This is a genomic window from Sphingomonas sp. STIS6.2, from assembly GCF_000732685.2.
GTDB lineage: Bacteria > Pseudomonadota > Alphaproteobacteria > Sphingomonadales > Sphingomonadaceae > Sphingomonas > Sphingomonas aerolata.
This window is the reverse complement of record NZ_JPDP02000160.1, coordinates 116,109-132,595: the sequence shown is the minus strand read 5'-3', so window position 1 is coordinate 132,595 and position 16,487 is coordinate 116,109. Positions and strand designations below refer to the sequence as shown.

The 16,487-nt window shown below is 68.0% G+C and carries 15 protein-coding genes; 2 read left to right on the top strand and 13 right to left on the bottom strand.

Features of this window, described 5'->3' with window-relative positions; genetic code table 11:
• Positions 1-158 precede the first annotated feature (158 nt).
• Positions 159-2,279: a M13 family metallopeptidase gene (locus sphst_RS18720; protein ID WP_056405373.1), complete on the top strand. Its 2,121-nt coding sequence runs from the start codon at positions 159-161 to the stop codon at positions 2,277-2,279.
• A 147-nt stretch (positions 2,280-2,426) separates the two neighbouring features.
• Here the strand turns inward: sphst_RS18720 and sphst_RS18715 are convergent, their stop codons facing one another.
• The 6 genes from sphst_RS18715 to sphst_RS18690 form a co-directional block, all read right to left on the bottom strand.
• Positions 2,427-3,302 (bottom strand): alpha/beta hydrolase, encoded by an 876-nt coding sequence (locus sphst_RS18715; RefSeq protein ID WP_107045975.1) that lies wholly within the window; start codon positions 3,300-3,302, stop codon positions 2,427-2,429.
• Complete coding sequence (locus tag sphst_RS18710; protein WP_031395740.1) at positions 3,302-3,985, bottom strand: glutathione S-transferase family protein; 684 nt, start codon at positions 3,983-3,985, stop codon at positions 3,302-3,304. Before sphst_RS18710 ends, sphst_RS18715 begins: the two co-directional genes overlap by 1 nt.
• Positions 3,985-4,620, bottom strand: coding sequence for a 3-oxoacid CoA-transferase subunit B (locus sphst_RS18705; RefSeq protein WP_031395739.1), 636 nt, complete (start codon positions 4,618-4,620; stop codon positions 3,985-3,987). The genes sphst_RS18710 and sphst_RS18705 overlap by 1 nt, the downstream gene beginning before the upstream one ends.
• Complete coding sequence (locus tag sphst_RS18700) at positions 4,620-4,931, bottom strand: DUF5076 domain-containing protein (RefSeq protein ID WP_042467134.1); 312 nt, start codon at positions 4,929-4,931, stop codon at positions 4,620-4,622. Before sphst_RS18700 ends, sphst_RS18705 begins: the two co-directional genes overlap by 1 nt.
• On the bottom strand, positions 4,931-5,737 hold the full coding sequence (locus tag sphst_RS18695) for an HAD family acid phosphatase (protein ID WP_442800415.1): 807 nt from the start codon (positions 5,735-5,737) through the stop codon (positions 4,931-4,933). Before sphst_RS18695 ends, sphst_RS18700 begins: the two co-directional genes overlap by 1 nt.
• Positions 5,738-5,826: 89 nt before the next feature.
• Complete coding sequence (locus sphst_RS18690) at positions 5,827-6,537, bottom strand: CoA transferase subunit A (protein WP_031395737.1); 711 nt, start codon at positions 6,535-6,537, stop codon at positions 5,827-5,829.
• Positions 6,538-6,653: 116 nt separating this feature from the next.
• Between sphst_RS18690 and sphst_RS18685 the strand changes: the two genes are divergently transcribed.
• Positions 6,654-8,297, top strand: coding sequence for a thiamine pyrophosphate-binding protein (locus tag sphst_RS18685; protein WP_107045974.1), 1,644 nt, complete (start codon positions 6,654-6,656; stop codon positions 8,295-8,297).
• 271 nt (positions 8,298-8,568) lie between these two features.
• Here sphst_RS18685 and alaS read toward each other — a convergent pair whose 3' ends face one another.
• The 7 genes from alaS to leuB are packed head-to-tail and all read right to left on the bottom strand — an operon-like array spanning position 8,569 to position 16,453.
• A complete protein-coding gene (alaS, locus tag sphst_RS18680) occupies positions 8,569-11,211 on the bottom strand; it encodes an alanine--tRNA ligase (protein WP_107045973.1) in 2,643 nt (880 codons plus the stop codon).
• A 44-nt stretch (positions 11,212-11,255) separates the two neighbouring features.
• Entirely contained in the window at positions 11,256-11,819 is a 564-nt protein-coding gene (locus sphst_RS18675) for a GNAT family N-acetyltransferase (RefSeq protein ID WP_183935213.1), read from the bottom strand.
• Complete coding sequence (locus sphst_RS18670; protein WP_107045972.1) at positions 11,816-12,622, bottom strand: LysR family transcriptional regulator; 807 nt, start codon at positions 12,620-12,622, stop codon at positions 11,816-11,818. The genes sphst_RS18675 and sphst_RS18670 overlap by 4 nt, the downstream gene beginning before the upstream one ends.
• Positions 12,619-13,017 carry a Co2+/Mg2+ efflux protein ApaG gene (apaG, locus tag sphst_RS18665; RefSeq protein WP_031393907.1) on the bottom strand — a complete coding sequence of 133 codons (399 nt, stop codon included), beginning with the start codon at positions 13,015-13,017 and terminating at the stop codon, positions 12,619-12,621. The genes sphst_RS18670 and apaG overlap by 4 nt, the downstream gene beginning before the upstream one ends.
• Entirely contained in the window at positions 13,014-14,219 is a 1,206-nt protein-coding gene (locus tag sphst_RS18660; protein WP_031393908.1) for a trans-sulfuration enzyme family protein, read from the bottom strand. The genes apaG and sphst_RS18660 overlap by 4 nt, the downstream gene beginning before the upstream one ends.
• 57 nt (positions 14,220-14,276) lie before the next feature.
• On the bottom strand, positions 14,277-15,410 hold the full coding sequence (locus tag sphst_RS18655; RefSeq protein WP_234387745.1) for a glycosyltransferase family 2 protein: 1,134 nt from the start codon (positions 15,408-15,410) through the stop codon (positions 14,277-14,279).
• Positions 15,407-16,453: a 3-isopropylmalate dehydrogenase gene (gene leuB, locus sphst_RS18650; protein WP_107046023.1), complete on the bottom strand. Its 1,047-nt coding sequence runs from the start codon at positions 16,451-16,453 to the stop codon at positions 15,407-15,409. Before leuB ends, sphst_RS18655 begins: the two co-directional genes overlap by 4 nt.
• Between the last annotated feature and the right edge of the window lie 34 nt (positions 16,454-16,487).

The window sequence follows — 16,487 nt, the reverse complement described above, 5'->3', positions numbered from 1 at the left end:
ATCATCGTCCCCGCTCGATAGGCGCAAAGCGGCCCGACGCACAGCCGGCACGCGCAACGCACGGGGAACATAGAAGGATTGCACAAACGACAGCGCTGTTGCACTTTCTCGTCCATGGCCTGCCGGTCCCGGTCTGGCCCTCCCCCGGAGATCGCCCTGTGAAATCGAAGTTCGCCGTTCTTGTCTCGCTGATCGCCATCGCCGCCGCCACGCCCGCCACCGCGCAGGACCTTCACGCCTGTATCGACGAGGCGTGTACGCTCGAATCGATCCTGCCGCAGGACGCGGCATCGGGCACGCCCGCAGCCGATGCGGCGGCCGCGACGCGCTATGGCCGCTGGGGCTTCGACCTTGCCGGCATGGACAAGAGCGTGAAGCCCGGCAACGACTGGTTCGACTATGTGAACGGCAGCTGGGTCAAGAGAACGCAGATCCCGGCGGACCGCTCGTCCTACGGCGCCTTCGCGGTACTGCGCGACCTGTCCGAGGCACGCATGCGCACGCTGGTCGAGGGCTATAAGCCCGGCGACGCCGCCAACCCCGATCGCGCCAAGGTCGCGACGCTCTACCAAGGCTTCATGGACGAAGCCGCGATCGAACGCGCTGACGCTGCACCGCTGTTGCAGCGGCTCGCCCCGGTCAAGGCCGCGACGACGAAGGACGATGTCGCGGTGCTGATGGGCAAGTCGATGGGCGGGTTCGGCGCCAGCTTCTTCGGTCCCGGCGTCAACGACGACGCGAAGCAGCCCGACGTCTATGCGCTGTATCTGCGCCAGTCGGGCCTGGGGCTCGGCGACCGCGACCTGTATCTTGATCCGAAATTCGCGCCGCAGGTCGTGCGCTACCAGGCCTATGTCGCGCAGATGCTCGGCATGGCGAACTGGCCGAACGCGCAGGCCGCCGCGGCAAAGATCGTCGCGATGGAGACGCGGATCGCGCAGGCGCACTGGACCCGCGCGCAGAGCCGCGACCGCGACAAGACCTACAACCCGATGACGCTCGCGCAGCTTCAGGCGCAGGCGCCGGGCTTCCCCTGGGCCAAGTTCTGGACTGCCGCGGGCATCGACAAGGCCAACCGCGCGATCGTCGCGCAGAACACCGCCTTTCCGAAGATCGCCGAGGTCTTCGCCACCACCGACCTCGACACGCTGAAGGCCTGGCAGGCGTTCCGCACCGCCGACGACATCGCGCCCCTGCTGTCGAAGCGGTTCGTCGACGCCAATTTCGACTTCCGCTCGAAATTCCTCAACGGCCAGCCGCAGCAGCGCGATCGCTGGAAGCGCGGGATCGGCGTTACCGAACGCGCGCTGGGCGAGGCGATCGGCCGCGATTACGTCGCGCTCTATTTCCCGCCGGCTTCGAAGACCAAGATGGACGAACTCGTCGGCAACCTGCGGATCGCACTGCGCGGGCGGATCGACGGTCTGCCCTGGATGGGTGCCGCGACCAAGCAGGAGGCGCAGGCCAAGCTCGCCAATTTCAGCGTGAAGGTCGGCTATCCCGACAAATGGCGTGACTATAGCGCGCTGCAGATCACCCCGGGCGACCTGATCGGCAATGTCGAGCGCGCCGGGCGGTTCGAATGGGACTATCGCCGCAACCGCATGGGCGGCCCGGTCGACAAGGCCGAATGGGGCATGACCCCGCAGACCGTGAACGCCTATTACAACTCGGTGAAGAACGAGATCGTCTTCCCCGCAGCGATCCTCCAGCCGCCGTTCTTCGATCCGGATGCCGATCCCGCGGTCAATTACGGCGGCATCGGCGGCGTGATCGGGCACGAGATCAGCCACGGCTTCGACGACCAGGGTCGCAAGTCCGACGGCAAGGGCGTGCTGCGCGACTGGTGGACCGCGCAGGATGCCGCCAAGTTCGAGGCACAGGCGGTCAAGCTCGGCGCGCAGTACGAGGCCTATACGTTCGAGGGCCTGCCCGGCGTGAAGATCAACGGCCGCGCCTCGATGGGCGAGAATATCGGCGATCTCGGTGGCGTGCTGATCTCGCTCGACGCCTATCACACGTCGCTCGGCGGCAAGCCCGCACCGGTGCTCGACGGCTATAGCGGCGACCAGCGCTTCTTCCTCGGCTGGGGTCAGGTCTGGCGCACGCTGTTCCGCACCGAGGCGCTGCGCCAGCAGCTCGTCAGCGATCCGCATTCGCCGGGGCAGATCCGTGCGATCAACCCGCTGCGCAACGTCGACGCCTGGTACAAGGCGTTCGACGTGAAGCCCGGGGACGCGCAATATCTGGCGCCCGCGGACCGCGTCCGGATCTGGTAAGGCCGCAAGCCCGCCGCCGGGCACGAAAAAATCCGGCGGCGGGCCAAGGTCGGGGCGGCAGGGCTCCGTCCTGTCAACGAGGGTGGCGGTGTTCCTGCTCGTCCGTCGTCATCCTCGCCCCCCGACGCTCGAACGGCCGGGACGCGGTCAGCGGACCGCCCGGTCCAGGAATGCCACGCTGTCCGCCAGCACCGGCGCCTTGCCGCGGAACGGCTTCGACAGCGCCATCGCCACATTCTCATGGCTGAGCCCCGGATAGTCGACATGCCGCACCGGTGCACCGAGCGCGGTCAGCTTCGCCGTCAGGTTGTCGGCATTGTGCGCCTTCACCTGCGTGTCGTCGCCCGCCGACACCAGCAGCATTGGCGGCGCATCGCGTCGCGCGAAGTGGATCGGCTGGGTCATCACGGGATCCGCCGCCCCCTGCATCGCGTCGATCGCGCGCCTGGCGGTGAACGGGTAGAAGTCATAGGGCCCGCACAAGCCGACCGCGGCCTTGATGATCCGCGGATCGACACCTTCCGCACGCAACCACCGTGGGTCGAGCGTCAGCATCGCGACCGTATACGCCCCCGCGGAGTGACCGGCGACCGCGATCCGGTTCGGGTCGCCGCCCGACGCCTCGATATGATCGCGCGTCCACTTCACCGCCTCGGCGCCATCCTGAAGGAAGGCGGGGAAGCGCACCTCGGGTACCTTGCGGTAGTCGGGCATGACGACGACGTAGCCCGCCTTCGCATAGGCGCGCGCGGCAAACGCATAGGCGCTGCGCGACCCGTGCACCCAGCCGCCGCCATACCAGAAGATCAGCACTGGCAGCCCCGTCTTCGCGCCGCCCGATGGCCGCCATACGTCGAGTTTCTGGCCATGCGTGCCGAACGGAACGCCCTCCCGCACCCGCGCGGTGCCGCGGCCGCCGCCCATTATGCCATCGAGCACGCTGAGCGTCCCCGGCCCCGCGGTGAACGCCGTGCCCGCAATCAGGATCACGACCAGCGCGATGACAATGGCAATGCGGCGCATCAGCGGCGGAAATCTGCGGTAATCGATCCGCTGGCCGCCAGTTCGGCCTCGTGCCCTGCCTCGCGCCACGTCTCGGCAAGCGCGGCGTCTTCCCATTCGCACATCGCCGGATGCGCGATGATCAGCTCGACCCAGGCAAGGCCCTGTGGACCGACATCGATCCCGTAGGTGCGGACGCGAAACGCGACAGGCGCAAAGAAGGCGTCGACGGCGGTGAAGTCGGCGCCTGCGAGCCAGGGCCCGCCGAACCGGTCGAGTCCTTCCGCCCAGAGTTCGGTGATGCGCGCGACGTTGCGGTCGAGCGCGTCACTGCCGCGGACTGGATCGACGCGGACGCCGACGTTCATCGTCCGCTCGTTGCGCAATGCCGCGAATCCGCCATGCATCTCTGCCGCCGCACAGACCGCCCAGGCGCGCGCATCGCCATCGGACGGCCAGACGCCATCGTGCCGCTCGGCGAGGTAGAGCGCGATCCCCAGCGAATCCCATATCGTCCGCTCGCCATCGATCAGCACCGGCACCTGCCCGGTCGGCGAGAAACTCCGGAACGCATCGTAATTCTCGGGCGCGAGGAAGGGTTCGATCCGATCCTCGAACGCGATCCCCAGCGCCCGCATCAACACCCACGGACGGAGCGACCAGCTGGAATAATTCCGGTTCGCGGTGACGAGCGTATAGCCCATCAGGTGGTGTAGCGCGCGGTGGTCTTGGCTGCGACCTCGTCCGCGGTCACGCCGGGCGCGAGTTCGACCAGCCTGAACGGTGACTCATGGTCTACGCGCTGGAATACCGCCAGGTCGGTGACGATCATGTCGACCACGTTCTTGCCGGTCAGCGGCAGAGAGCAGGACGGGATGAACTTTGGCGTCCCGTCCTTGGCGGTGTGATCCATCACGACGATGATCTGCTTGACGCCCGCGACCAGATCCATCGCGCCGCCCATGCCCTTGATCATCTTGCCCGGGATCATCCAGTTGGCGATGTCGCCGTCTTCGCTGACCTCCATCGCGCCGAGCACGGTCAGGTCGATATGCCCGCCGCGGATCATCGCGAAGCTGTCGGACGAGCTGAAATAGACCGACGAGGGCAGTTCGCTGATCGTCTGCTTGCCCGCGTTGATCAGGTCGGCATCCTCTTCGCCCGCAAAAGGAAACGGCCCGATCCCGAGCATCCCGTTCTCCGACTGGAGCGTGACGGTCATGCCGTCGGGAATGTTGTTCGCGACGAGCGTCGGGATGCCGATGCCGAGATTGACGTAATAGCCGTCCTTCAGTTCCTGTGCGGCCCGCGCCGCCATCTGGTTGCGATCCCACGGCATCAGTTGAGCGTTCCTTCCTGGATGGTGGTGATGGTCGTGACCTGGTCGCGCAGTTCGGCGCTGACGCCGTCGACGATCGCCTGCAACGCGGCATCCTCGGCGATGCCCCAGGTGCCCGCATAGGCGCGGGCGGCGTGACGGATCGTGTCGGCTAGGAGGTAGCCGAATACGGTCGGATCCTCGAGGATGCCCGCGTCGATCAGCACGTTGCTGCCCGCATTGTTGGTGATCCAGATCCGCGCGACCTCGACCGATTCGTCCGTCAGCGCGGCGCCGGGATCGAGCTTGATCGCGTTGGGGTGGTCGGTCATCAGTGGATTCCCTGTGTCGGCGCCCAGTGGATCGCGGGCGGAAAGACCTCGTCACGGCTGCCTTTCAGCGCGGTGCCGTAGACGGGGTTCGGCAGCACGAACCACCCTGCCCCCCATTTCGCCGTGATCGCGGGCGACTGCACCACCGCACGCCGCGCGGCGGGGGTCTGGCCTGCGTTGAACAGGTCGCTGAAATCGCCGAGCTGGTCGCCGCCCATCGCGACGACGCAATATCGGGCGGCGATCGTCGCGCGGCGGCCGTCCTTCTTCGATCCCGTCGCGTCGTCGCCGGCGAGGAACAGGGTCTCGCCATGGCGGGCGGGGCCAAGCCCCGCGGCTTCGATCGCCGCCTGGGTCTGTGCTGCGTTGGCGGCGGCGCGGTTGGAGTTGAAGACCACCGTTACGCCCATCGCGCGCAACTGCGTCAGTGCGGCGAGCGCGCCGGGAACGGGCGCGACCTGCTTGATGCCAGTGCGCTCCCACTCCTGCCAGCGCGGTTCGGACCAGGGCCGCCCCGTCGACGCATCATATTCGAAACCGAGGTTGAGCAGCACGGTCTCGTCGACGTCGAACACCGCGGCCTTGGGCTTGCTGCCGCACCCGGTCCAGCTGGGCGCGGCGAGCGTCGCGCCGGGCGCGAGGACGACCGATGTCGGCGTACGCAGCGCACGGACATAGCCGACGAGCGCGTTCCATGCCTGGATGCTGGCGGCTGCGGCCTCGCCCGAGGCGTAGAGATACTGCATGCCCGCGGGGACGCCGTCGACGGTCACCGGTGCGGCGACGATCGCGGTCGGCGAGGTCACGCTGACGCACCCTTGCAGAAGCAGTGCTCCTGCGAGCGCAGGGGTCCAGGAAAAATGGCTGCGTTTGCGGCGCACTATCGGGCTTGGTTTCACGCGGGAACCCGCTCGCGGACGGTGCGGAATTCGATCTTCTTGTCGTAGGGCGCGCCGACGATCATCCGCTTCACATAGATCCCCGGCAGGTGGATGGTATCGGGATCCAGGCTGCCGATGGGGACGATTTCCTCGACCTCGGCGACGCAGATCTTGCCCGCGGTGGCCATCGGCTGGTTGAAGTTGCGCGCGGTCTTGCGGAAGATCAGGTTGCCGCTCTCGTCCGCCTTCCAGCCCTTGATGATGCTCAGGTCCGCACGGATGCCCCGTTCGAGGATATAATCCTGCCCGTCGAAGCTCTTCACCTCCTTGCCCTCCGCCACCAGGGTGCCGACGCCGGTCTTGGTGTAGAAGCCGGGGATGCCCGCGCCACCCGCGCGGCAGCGCTCGGCAAGCGTCCCCTGCGGGCAGAATTCGACCTCGAGCTCGCCGCTCAGATATTGCCGCTCGAATTCCTTGTTCTCGCCGACATAGGACGAGATCATCTTCTTCACCTGGCGCGAACGGAGCAGCTTGCCGAGACCCTGCCCGTCGATCCCGGCATTGTTGCTCGCGATCGTCAGGTCCTTGACGCCCGACGCCTCGATCGCGTCGATCAGCCGCTCGGGGATGCCGCACAGCCCGAACCCGCCCGCGCAGATCGTCATCCCGTCGAACAGCACGCCCTCGAGTGCCGCCGCCGCGTCGGTGTAGCGCTTGTTCGCCATGCATCCTCCTATCGTCTTTACCGCGGCATAATGCGCCGGGCAGTGGACGGCAATGTCGGGCGGGCGTTCTCGACTTGGTGACGATTGCCGGGCTACGGTGGCGGCAGGAGATTGTCATGACCCAGCGTACCGGCGGCCAAATTCTCGTCGACCAACTCGTCGCACAAGGCTGCGACCGAATTTTCACCGTACCCGGCGAAAGCTTCCTCGCGGTGCTCGACGCGCTTCACGACACGCCCGCCATCGAGACGGTGGTGTGCCGGCAGGAAGGCGGCGTGGCGTTCATGGCGTGCGCGGACGGCACGCTGACGCACCGCCCCGGCATCGCCTTCGTCACGCGCGGGCCCGGTGCGACCAACGCATCGATCGGCGTGCATGTCGCGATGCAGGACTCCCAGCCGATGATCCTGTTCGTCGGCGATATCGACCGCGGCACGCGTGACCGCGAGGCGTTCCAGGAGATTGATTTCCAGGCGATGTTCGCGCCCATCGCCAAATGGGCGGCGCGGATCGACGATGCCCGGCGAATTCCGGAATATGTCGCGCGCGCCTATGCGACCGCGATGTCGGGCCGGCCTGGGCCGGTGGTGCTCGCACTCCCCGAAGACATGCTGCTCGACCTGGTCGAGGCGGTCGATCGGCCGCGAGTCGAGCGCGTCGCGCAGGCGTGCGACGCGGACATGATGGACCTGCTCGCGGATCTGCTGACGACCGCCGAACGGCCGGTGGCGATCGTCGGCGGCGCGGGCTGGGATGCGGCTGCGTCGGGGGCGTTCTCCACTTGGGCGGATCGCAACGGCATTCCCGTCGCCGCGGCGTTCCGGCGGCAGGATGCGATCCCGAACGCCTGCCCGGTCTGGGCGGGCAACCTCGGCTATGGCCCCAATCCGAAGCTGGTCGCGCGGGTGAAGGAAGCCGACCTGCTGCTCGTCGTCGGCCCACGGCTCGGCGAGGCGACGACCGATGGCTATGCGCTGGTGACGCCCGATCATCCGGGGCAGCGGATCGTCCATGTCCATCCCGATCCCAATGAGTTGAACCGCACCTATCACGCCGACGTCGCGGTGTGCGCGGGGATGGCCGAATTCGCAGAGGCGCTGCTCGCGGTCGACCTACCGCCGCGGACCGCGGGTCAGGAGGCGCATGCCGAATGGCGCGCCTGGTCGACGCCGGCGCCGCGCGATCTGGTCATGGACCTGGGGCCGTGCGTCGCGGCGATGCGCGAGCGGCTGCCCGCGGATGCGATCCTCTGCAACGGCGCGGGGAATTATTCGGGCTGGTGGCATCGCTACTGGGCCTATGCCGGGCCGGGCACGCAGCTTGCGCCTACCGCCGGAGCGATGGGTTACGGCGTGCCCGCCGCGGTCGCCGCGTCCCTGAGGCATCCCGAGCGGACGGTGGTCGCGCTGGCGGGTGACGGCTGCTTCCTGATGAACGGGCAGGAGCTGGCGACCGCGGTCGCGCAGCGGGCGGACATGCTGGTGCTGGTCGTCGACAATGGCGGCTACGGCACGATCCGGATGCATCAGGAGCGCGAATATCCGGGGCGGGTGTCGGGAACCGCGCTGCGCAATCCTGACTTCGCCGCGCTGGGCCGGGCCTATGGGTGCTGGGCGGAAACGGTCACCAAGACCGAGGATTTCGCCGCGGCGCTCGACCGGGCGATGGGGAGGTCCGGCGTGCGGCTGCTGCATCTGGTCACGGATATCGAGGCGATCACCGCCGGGACAACGCTGGCGGCGATGCGCGGGGCGGCGTGATCCTTATTGGATAAGGACGCCGCCAGCCCACCTCACGCTCCACCCCGGCGAAGGCCGGGGCCCAGTTGGGGGACGGCAATAACGGGGGACGGTCCTCTGTTACCTCGGCCTTCCCAAGTGGGCCCCGGCCTTCGCCGGGGTGGTTTTGATGCTAGTGCCGGCATTCACTCGCACCGTTCCCCCGCGAAGGCGGGGGCCCAGGGTACCGGGCGCTACCGGTATTTAGCTGGGCCCCCGCGTCCGCGGGGGAACGGCCCAAAACAATAGCCTCTCAGCCCGCCAGCTTCGCCCGCACCGCCGCCACAGCATCCGCCGCCTTTTCGCCATCAGGCCCACCACCCTGAGCCATATCGGGACGGCCACCACCACCCTGCCCGCCGAGCGCGGCGACCGCGATCTTCAGCAGGTCGACCGCATTGTGGCTCGCGACCAGATCCGCGGTCACGCCGACCGCGACCGAGGCGCGGCCGTCGTTGATCGCGACGAGCATCGCGATCCCCGAGCCCAGCCGCTGCTTGGCCTCGTCGACCGCGCCGCGCAGGCCCTTCGCCTCGAAGTCGTTGAGCACCTGCCCAATAAAGGCCACGCCGCCGACCTGCTCGGGTCCCGCCGCCTCACCGGAACCGCCGCCGCCAAGCGCCAGCGCCTTCTTCGCATCCGCCAGCTCACGCTCGAGACGGCGGCGATCCTCGATCAGCGCCGCGACGCGCGCGGGCACCTCGTCGGGAGTCGATTTCAGCGCCGCCGCCGCCTCGCGCAGGCGATCGTCGCGCCCGGTCAGATAGGCGCGCGCCGCCTCGCCGGTCAGCGCCTCGACGCGCCGCACGCCGCTCGACACCGCGCCTTCGCCGACGACCTTGAACAACCCGATATCGCCGAGCGCGGTTACGTGCGTGCCGCCACACAGTTCGATCGAATAGGTGCCCTCGTCGGTCGAGCCCATCGACACGACGCGGACCTCGTCGCCATATTTCTCGCCGAACAGCGCCATTGCGCCCATCGCGATCGCGTCGTCGGGGGTCATTAGCAGCGTCGTCACCGCGCCATTGCCGCGGACCTGTGCGTTCACATCGGCCTCGACCTGCGCGATGTCGGCGGGCGTCATAGCGACCGGCTGCGAGAAGTCGAAGCGAAGGCGATCGGGCGCGACTAGGCTCCCCTTCTGCGCGACATGCTTGCCGAGCCGTTCTCGCAGCGCTTCATGCAGCAGATGCGTCGCCGAATGGTTGGCGCGGATCTGCGCACGACGCGCGACGTCGATCTGCAGCTTGACCGTATCACCGACCTTGATCCCGCCCGACTCGACCATCGCATGATGGACGAACACGCGGCCGAGCTGCTTCGACGTCTCGGTGACGGTCGCGCGCAGCCCGGTGTCGGTCGAGATGTGGCCGGCATCACCGACCTGGCCGCCGCTCTCGCCGTAGAAGGGCGTCTGGTTGACGACGATCGACACCGTATCACCCGTCGTCGCATGGTCGACGCGCGCGCCGTCCTTGACCAAAGCGACGACCTCGCCCTCGCCGGTGTCCGAGGCATAGCCGAGGAATTCGGTGCCGCCGCTCTGCTCGACGATGTCGAACCAGATATCGTCAGAAGCCTTGGCGCCCGAACCCTTCCAGGCAGCACGCGCGGCGCGCTTCTGCTCGGCCATCGCGGTGTCGAAGCCTTCGCGGTCGACCGCGAGCCCGCGTTCGCGAAGCGCGTCCTCGGTCAGGTCGTAGGGGAAGCCATAGGTGTCGTAGAGCTTGAACGCGACGTCACCCGCGAGCGTACCCTCGGTCATGTCCGCGGTCGCCTCGTCGAGCAGCTTCAGCCCCTTGTCGAGCGTCTGCCGGAACCGCGTCTCCTCTTGCTGCAGCGTCGCCTCGATCAGCGGCTGCGCCCGGAACAGCTCGGGATAGGCTGCGCCCATTTCGGTGACGAGCGACGGCACCAGCCGGTGCATCAACGGCTCCTTCGCGCCCAGGATATGCGCATGGCGCATTGCGCGGCGCATGATCCGGCGCAGCACATAGCCGCGGCCTTCGTTCGCGGGCAGCACGCCGTCCGCGACCAGGAAGCCTGCGGTGCGCAGGTGATCGGCGATCACGCGGTGGCTGGCGGTGTTCGCGCCGTCGGTCGCGGTGTGCGTCAGCGCGCCCGAGGCTGCGATCAGCGCCTTGAACGTGTCGGTGTCGTAATTGTCGGTGACGCCCTGCATGACTGCAGCGATCCGCTCGAGCCCCATTCCGGTGTCGATCGAGGGCTTGGGCAGATTGCCGACGATCTCGGCATTTTCCTGCTCATATTGCATGAACACGAGGTTCCAGATCTCGACGAAGCGATCGCCGTCCTCGTCGGGGCTGCCGGGAGGGCCACCGGGGATGTGATCGCCGTGGTCGTAGAAGATCTCCGAGCATGGCCCGCACGGCCCGTTGTCGCCCATCGACCAGAAATTGTCCTTGGTCGGGATGCGGATGATGCGGTGCTCAGGCAGCCCGGCGATCTTCTTCCAGAGATCGAACGCCTCGTCGTCGGTGTGATAGACGGTCGCGGTCAGCCGGTCGGGCGACAGGCCCCAGTCCTTCGTCAGCAGCGTCCACGCATGCGTGATCGCCTGTTCCTTGAAATAATCGCCGAACGAGAAATTGCCGAGCATCTCGAAGAAGGTGTGATGCCGCGCGGTATAGCCGACATTGTCGAGATCATTGTGCTTGCCGCCCGCGCGGACGCACTTCTGCGACGAGGTAGCGGTCGTATAGGGGCGCGATTCGAGGCCGGTGAAGACGTTCTTGAACGGCACCATCCCGGCATTGACGAACATCAGCGTCGGGTCGTTCTGCGGGACAAGCGGCGCAGAGGGCACGATCTGGTGCCCCTGCGAACCGAAATAGTCGAGGAAGCCGCGGCGGATGTCGTTCGTCGATGTCATGCCGCCGACTTAGGCGAGCAACGGAGTTCGCTCAAGTGACCGCGTTACGCGGATTGTGGCAGGGCCGCCGCCAGCCAGTCATCGGCGTGAAGCCCGTAGATCAGGCTGTCGCGCAGCCCCATGTGCGTCTCCCATTCGCCACGCAGAAGCCGTTCGCGCCGGAACCCCAGCCGTTCGAGGAGCAGGATCGACGCGCGGTTCTCGCTGTCGGCATCGGCGAACACGCGGTGCTGCCCCTCGGCGAACAGCTGGTCGAGCACCGCCGACACCGCCTCGCTCGCTAGGCCGCGGCCCCAGTGCGCGCGCGCGAGGATGAAGCCGATCTCGGTCACCCCCTGCCCGCGCATCCGCCCGCCCGACACCCAGCCGATCGCCCGGTCGTCGCCGTGCCGCGTGATCGCCCAGGCGCGCCAGTTCACGTCGGCGGCATCCTCGACCAGATAGAGCCGCGTCGCCTCGATCGACGTCAGCGGCCCATCCGCCGAATAGGTCATCAGGTCCGCGTCGGCGAGCGTCGGGTGCAACGCGACCGCGTCGGCCTGGACGAGCCGCCGCAGCCGGAGCCGCGGGGTCACCAGCACCGGATGGGGCAGCGCGCGACGCCTCAAGCGATCAGCGCATCGACGAGCGCGCGCACTTTCTTCTGACGCCACTGCGGCAGCGGCGCGACGAGCCAATAGCCGCCACGCGACGGCTGCGCGTCGCCGATGATCCGGACCAGCCCCGCCTCGAGCCCGCGCCGCGCGAGCAGTTCGGGCACGGTCGCCCGCCCGAGCCCCGCCGCCGCCGCATCGATCGCCAGCCCTGCATCACCGACGCGGACGAGTGCCGTGGCATCTCCCGCCGCCGGGTCGAGCGCGGGTGCGCCGGGCCAGGCGATGATCGCTTCGGACGCGCTGCCGGTCGCCGAGATCGTGACAAGCCCTTCGGATTCGAGCGCCTCGCCCTCATTCTCGCCCGGGCCATCGCCCCAGCGGATCGCAAGGTCCAGATTGGCCTCGGTGAAGTCGACCGTCTCGTCCGCGGTGATCAGGACGAAGCGCAAATCGGGATCGGCGGCCGCAATCTCGGCGAGCCGCGGCATCAGCCATTTCTCGGTCAGGTCGCGCGGTGCGGCGATCGTCAGCGACTTGGACGTCTGCCCCGCCTGCATCGCACGGACCGCTTCCTCGAACTGGAGGAAGCCGTTGCGCAACGGCCCGAGCCCCGCCTCGGCCTCGGGCGTCAGCTCGAGCCCGCGCGTCGTGCGCCGGAACAGCACGACGCCCAGCGTATCCTCGAGCGCGCGGATCTGCTGCCCGACCGCGGCGGGGGTGACCGCGAGCTCGTCGGCGGCACGCGTGAACGACAGGTGGCGCGCCGCCGCATCGAGCACGCGCAGCCCGTTAAGCGGAAGGTGCGTACGCTTCACGAAATCACCGCCGGCGCACTGAGCGAGAAATGCGGAATCGCCACCTCGAACACCGCACCGGTGTCGTCGACCATCCGGTAGGATCCGCGCATCGCACCCGTCGGCGTCGCCAGCGGGCAGCCCGAAACATAGTCGAAGCTCGCGCCCTGCTCGATCAGCGGCTGCTCGCCGACGACACCCTCGCCCTCGACAGTGTGGCGCGCGCCATGCCCGTCGGTGATGATCCAGTGTCGCGTCAGCAGCTGGACCGCGCCGGGCCCGTCATTTTCCAGCCGGATATGATAGGCCCAGAACCAGCGCCCGCGCTGCGGCTCGGACTGTTCGGGCAGATAGCTGACCGAGACGCGCACCGTCACCCCGCGCGTCGTCGCCGCACTGGGGAACAGCGCCTTCACAGCCCGACCTTGCCCAATGCCCGGTCGAGATCGTCGATCACGTCGCGCACGTCCTCGAGCCCGACATTGAGCCGCAACAGCCCCTCGGTCACGCCCATCTCCGCCTGCTTGTCGGGCGAGACGCTGGCATGCGTGGTCGAGGCGGGATGCGTCATCAGCGACCGCGAGTCGCCGATATTGTTCGAGATATCGACCAGCTCCAGCGCATCGAGCAGGCCATGCGCCTGCTCGCGTCCCTCGACCTCGAACGCGAAAATCGGGCCGCACGCATCCATCTGACTCATCGCGAGCTCGTGCTGCGGATGGCTGGCGAGGCCCGGATGCAGGATACGCGGCACGCGCGCTTCCAGATACGCGCCGACCTTCTGCGCATTTTCCGACTGGCGGCGGATACGCAGGTCGAGCGTCTCGAGCCCCTTGAGCACCACCCACGCGTTAAACGGCGACAGCGTCGGCCCGGTGTTGCGCGTGAAGGGCAGCAGCGTGTTGGTGATGAAGTCCTCGGTCCCACACACCGCGCCGGCGAGCACGCGGCCCTGCCCGTCCATCATCTTGGTCGCGCTGTACGCGATGACGTCCGCGCCGAACTCCATCGGCCGCTGCAACGCCGGCGTCGCGAACGCATTGTCGACGACCGTCGTAATGCCGCGCTCGCGCGCGATGTCGCACACCGCCTTCAGGTCGACGATGTCCATCGTCGGATTGGCGGGCGTCTCGAAGAAGAACACCTTGGTCTCGGGCCGGACCGCGTCGAGAAACGCCTGCGGATCGCGCGCGTCGACGATCGTCGTGGCGATACCGAACTTGGGTAGCAGCGTATCGGTCAGCCAGCGGCATGATCCGAACGCCGCGCGGCCGCCGACCAGGTGATCGCCGCTCTGCAACTGACACAGCAGCGCCGCGGTCATCGCCGCCATGCCCGTCGCCATCGACCGGCACGCCTCAGCCCCCTCGAGCAGCGCGATCCGCTCCTCGAGCATCTGCACCGTCGGGTTCTGGAGCCGGGAATAGGTCATCCCGTCCTGCTCGCCGGCGAAGCGCGCCGCGGCGTCGCCGGCCTTGTCGTAGCAATAGCCCGAGGTGAGGAAGAGGGCTTCCGACGTTTCGCCATATTCGCTGCGGGCGGTGCCGCCGCGGATGGCCTGCGTCTGCGGACGCCAGTTCTGGGTGATCGAACGATCTTGGCCGGTCTTGCGCTTCATGGCGACGCTTTGCCGGGGGCGGGCGGTGATGACAACCCCTGCGGAGGGTCGCGCGCGCTAGTAGCGACCCCAGGTAAATTTGGATGACAACGCATAATTCCAAACCGCGCCGACCAGCACGCCGATCATCGCCGACACCGCCCAGGCGTCGTTGCGCACGTCGTGCATAAACGCCGCGATCCCGACATTGGCGATCGCGCCAACCGAACAGATCAGCGCGAACGATACCCAGCCATCGGCGAGCTGCCGCCACCCCTTCAGCCGCCGGTCGCGATAGGTCAGCGCGTTGTTGAGAAAGAAGTTCATCGTCAGCGCGGCCAGCGTCGCGCCGATCTGCCCGAGCAGGAACGACGTCCCGATCCCGAGGAACAGCGCGCTGAGCACCGCCATGTGCACGCCGATGCCGAGCACGCCGATCGCCGAGAACATCGCGAACCGCACCGGCACGAACCGCCCGAACATCCGGTCGTACAGCGCGATCAGATATTCCAGCGCGACGACGTGATCGAGCTTGCTCTCCCCCTCGGTCCGGCAGCGGAAGGTATAGGGCAGCTCGGCGAACCGCAGCGGCTCGGGCGACGCGGTCAGCAGGTCGAGCAGGATCTTGAACCCGATCGCCGAGAGTCTTGGCGCAAGCGCGCGCGCGACGTCGGTACGGATCGCGAAGAAGCCGCTCATCGGATCGCTCAGATCCGCCTTGAGCACGCGCCGCGACAGCCGCGTGGCGAGCGCGGACTTGGCGACGCGGTCGCGGTCCCATTCGCCGGTCCCGCCGCCGCTGACGAAGCGCGACCCGATCACGACGTCGTGATCGCCGGCCTGCAACAGGTCCAGCATCTTCGGCAACAGCGTCTCGTCATGCTGCAGATCGCCGTCGATCACCGCGACGACGGGCGCGGCGGTCGCGCACAGCCCCTCGATACAGGCCGAGGACAGCCCGCGCCGGCCGATCCGCTGGATCACGCGGACGCGCATGTCGCTCCGCCCAAGCACGCGCGCCGCCTCGGCGGTGCCGTCCGGGCTGTCGTCGTCGACGAAGATCGCTTCCCAGCGCCGCCCCGCCAGTGCTTGGTCGAGCTTGGCGATCAACGCGGCGACGTTCGCCTTCTCGTTGAACGTCGGGATGACGACAGCGATCTCGAGCGTGTCCTGCCCCGCGCCCTGCACTGGGTCCAGCTCGACCGGACTCACCCGAGCGATGCGATCACCGCGTCGCCCATCGCGCGCGTCGTCAGCGTGCCGCCGAGGTCAGGGGTCCGCGCGCCGGCCAGGATCGCCGCTGCGACCGCCGCCTCGATCCGGTCGGCCGCCTCGGCCTTGTCGAGCGAATGCCGCAGCATCATCGCCGCGGACAGGATCGCGGCACAGGGGTTTGCCTTGCCCTGCCCGGCAATGTCGGGCGCGCTGCCGTGGATCGGTTCGTACAGACCGTGACCCTGGCCATCGAGCGCGGCGGAGGGCAGCATGCCGATCGATCCCGCGCACATCGATGCCTGGTCGGACAGGATGTCGCCGAACAGATTGCCGGTGACGACCACGTCGAACTGGCCGGGATCGCGCACCAGCTGCATCGCCGCGTTGTCGACATACATATGGCTGAGCGCGACGTCGGGATAGTCCGCCGACACCTCGATCACGACGTCGCGCCACAGCTGTGACGTTTCGAGGACATTGGCCTTGTCGACCGACAGCAGCTTGCTCTTGCGGGTACGGGCGGTCTCGAACCCGACGCGCGCGATCCGGGCGATCTCCGCCTCGTCGTAACGCATCTCGTCATGGCCTTCGCGCAGGCCATCGGCCGTCGTCCGGATGCCCTTGGCGCCGAAATACACGTCGCCGGTCAGCTCGCGGACGATCACCATATCGATCGTCCGCGCGATTTCCGGACGCAGCGACGACGCATCCTCCAGCCCCGCGAACAACTTGGCCGGACGCAAATTGGCGAACAGCCCCAGTTCCTTGCGCAGGCCCAGGATCGCCTGTTCGGGGCGCAGATGCCGCTCGAGCCGGTCGCAATCGGGGTCGCCGACCGCACCGAACAGCACGGCGTCCGCGCGCCGCGCGAGCGCCAACGTCTCAGGCGGCAGCGGATGCCCCGCCGCCTTGTACGCCGCACCACCGACCAGCGCCTCGTCAAAGTTCAGATCGAGGTCGAGCCGGTCGAGCACGCGGCGCGCCTCGGCAGTCACTTCGGGTCCGATGCCGTCGCCGGCCAGTATCGCGATCAAGGGCATGTGCGTTCCTCCGCCGCCGCCCTTGCCGGGCAAG